This window comes from Novosphingobium guangzhouense (assembly GCF_002896965.1).
GTDB classification, from domain to species: Bacteria; Pseudomonadota; Alphaproteobacteria; order Sphingomonadales; family Sphingomonadaceae; genus Novosphingobium; species Novosphingobium guangzhouense.
The window spans coordinates 1-3,255 of sequence record NZ_LYMM01000101.1; the positions used below are offsets into that span (position 1 = coordinate 1).

The 3,255-nt window shown below is 66.1% G+C and carries 1 protein-coding gene and 1 pseudogene; both read right to left on the reverse strand.

Annotation, left to right across the window (positions count from 1 at the left end):
- Window positions 1–3,044, reverse strand: a 3,044-nt coding sequence (locus A8V01_RS26910; RefSeq protein WP_103099311.1) for an error-prone DNA polymerase, incomplete at its 3' end; no start/stop codon positions are given.
- Window positions 3,041–3,255, reverse strand: a pseudogene (locus tag A8V01_RS26915) (DNA polymerase Y family protein); the annotation flags it as partial. The pseudogene A8V01_RS26915 and the gene A8V01_RS26910, both read right to left, overlap by 4 nt.

Genomic DNA, 3,255 nt, shown 5'->3' on the forward strand with positions numbered 1-3,255 from the left:
ATGACGTGGATCACCTCGCCCTCCTTCTGGACCCGGCCCTTGAGCCCCACCATCGATGCGGACATCACCGTGCGGCGCTGGGCTTCGAAGCGATCGGGCCACAGGATCCCGTTGGCGATGCCGGTCTCGTCCTCGATGGTGATGAAGAGCACGCCCTTGGCCGAGCCGGGCTTCTGGCGCACCAGGATGATCCCCGCCACCTCGACCTTGCGCCCATCGCGGATGTTCGCGAGGTCGGCGCAGCGCGTGACGCCGCGCCGGGTCAATTCGTTGCGCACGAAGGTCAGCGGATGCGCGCGCAGCGACAGCTGCAGCGAACGATAGTCCTCGATCACCTCGCGGCCATCAGTCAGCGGGCGCAAAGCAACGTCAGGTTCGATCCCTTCCGCGCTGATCGCTTTTGCTGCACGATCCGCTGCAGCAAAAAGCGGTAGGGGCGCTTCGCCAAGCCCCCTCACCTTCCATAGCCCCTGCCGCCGGTCGGATCCGAAGGCACGGAAGGCATCGGCATCGGCCAGCTTCTCGATCGCAGCGCGCGGCACGCCCGAACGGCGCCAGGCATCCTCGACGGATTCGAACGGCATTGCCCCGCGCGCACCGACGATGCTGGCACCATCGGCATTGGAGAGCCCGCGCACCTGCCTGAAGCCGAGCCGAACGGCATGGTATCGTCCCCGTGTCGGCTCGAGCGAGCAATCCCAGCGGCTCGCATTAATGCAGACCGGCCGCACCTCGACGCCGTGCTGGCGCGCGTCGCCGACGATCTGGGCTGGCGCATAGAAGCCCATCGGCTGCGCGTTCATCAGCGCGGCGCAGAAGACATCCGGATGATGGTGCTTCATCCAGCTCGAGGCATAGGAGATCTTGGCGAAGCTCGCGGCGTGGCTTTCCGGGAAGCCATAGGAACCGAAGCCTTCGAGCTGGCGGAAGGTGCGCTCGGCAAAGTCGCGCGGATAGCCGCGTCCGACCATCCCCTCGATCAGCTTTTTCGAGAAGTGCGAGACGCCCCCGGTCATCTTGAAGGTCGCCATCGCGCGGCGCAACTGGTCGGCCTCGACGGCGGTGAAGCCGGCGCCGACGATCGCGACCTTCATCGCCTGTTCCTGGAAGAGCGGTACGCCCAGCGTTTTTTCGAGGACGGCGCGCAGTTCAGGCCGCGGATACTCCGGCTTCTCCAGCCCTTCGCGGCGGCGCAGGTAGGGATGGACCATGTCGCCCTGGATCGGGCCCGGACGCACGATCGCGACCTGGATGACCAGGTCGTAGAAACGGCGCGGCTTCATGCGCGGCAGCATCGACATCTGCGCCCGGCTCTCGATCTGAAAGGTGCCCAGCGTATCGGCCTTCTGGATCATGGCGTAGACGTCCGGATCATCGCTCTGAAGGTCAGCGAGCCCGACCTTCAGGCCCTTGCTCTCCTCCAGCATCGTGAAGGCCCGGTTCATGCAGCCGAGCATGCCAAGGCCCAGCACATCGACCTTCATCATCTTGAGGGCATCGATGTCGTCCTTGTCCCACTCGATGATCTGGCGATCGGCCATGGCGGCCGGCTCGATGGGCACGAGGTCATCGAGGCGATCGTGCGTCAGCACGAAGCCGCCGGGATGCTGGCTGGACTGGCGCGGCACGCCGATCAGCTGGCGCGCGAGATCGAGCGTCAGGCGAAGCCGTCGGTCGGACATGTCCAGATTGAGTTCCTCGGCCTGCTTCTCACCGACGCCTTCGGCTGACCAGCCCCAGACCAATCCTGCCAGCGACGAGGTCAAATCTTCGGGCAGGCCCATGGCCTTGCCGACATCGCGCACCGCGCCGCGCGCGCGGAAGCGGGTGATAACCGCGGTCAGTGCCGCCCGGTCGCGCCCGTAGGTCTCGAAAATCCACTGGATGATCTCCTCGCGCCGTTCGTGCTCGAAATCGACGTCGATGTCGGGCGGCTCGCGCCGCTCGCCCGAGACGAAGCGCTCGAACAGCAGCTCGTGCTTGATCGGATCGATCGAGGTGACGCCGAGCACGAAGCAGACGCAGGAGTTCGCCGCCGATCCACGCCCCTGGCACAGGATGCCGCGGCGCCGCGCCTCGGCGACGATCGAATGGACGGTAAGAAAGTAAGGCGCGTAGTTCAGCTCGGCGATGAGTTTCAGCTCATGGGCGATCTGGTCGCGGTAGTCCTGCGGCGGATTACCCTCGAACATCGCGTCGAGCGCCTCGTGCGCCATTGTTTCCAGCGCCTGCTGTGCGGTCAGCCCTTCGATCACCTTTTCCTGCGGGTAGTGGTAGGTGAGATCGCTGAGCGAGAAGGTGCAGGCCTCGGCGATATCCACGCTGGCGCGCAGGGCATCGGGATAGGCAACAAAGCGCCGCTGCATTTCCTCTGTAGACTTGAGCGCGCGGTCGGCATTGACCTCGCGGCAATAGCCAAGGTCATCGACCCGGCAGTTGTGCCGGATCGCGGTCACCACATCCTGCCGCAGCCGGGCATCGGGCGCATGGTAGAGCACGTCGCCGGTGACGACGGCGCGTACGCCCGCATCCCTCGCCTGACGCGCCAGTGCGTCGATGCGCACTGCGTCGTCGGGCCGGCGGCGCTGGAACAGCGCCATGTGCGCGCATCGTCCATAGACGGCACGCAGATCGGCCAGTGCCGCAGCGTTCTCGGCGTCGGCCTCGTGCGGCAGGAGAATGGCGATCACGCCCTCGGACCAGGCTTTGAGTTCGTGCCAGTGCAAGAGGCAGGCCCCCTTCCCGGCCCGCCGCTTGCCGATAGTGAGGAGGCGCGTGATCCGCGACCAGGCCGGCCGGTCTGTCGGATAGAGCAACAAGCGCCTACCACACGAGAAATCGACCCGTGTTCCGGCGATCAATCGCACGCCCGTGGCCTTCTCGGCCTCCCAGGCGCGCACCACGCCTGCGACACTGCCCAGATCAGCGATGCCGATCGCCGGATAGCCGAGCTTTGCCGCGACCGAGAACAGTTCATCCGGACTCGAGGCGCCGCGCAGGAACGAGAAGTGCGTGAGCACCTGGAGTTCGATATAGGCGGTCATGCGAAGACCCCGTGCATCCACCACGAGAGATCGCCGGTTTCGCCGGCAACGCCGTCGCCGCGGCGGAACACCCAGTAGCGCCCGCCCTCCTCGTCCTCGACCCGGTAGTAGTCGCGCACAGCCCAGACTTCGGCATTGCGCCGCCACCATTCGCCATGGATGCGCTCCGGCCCGTCGCCGGCCACGACCTTGTAGGACCGGCCTCGCCACT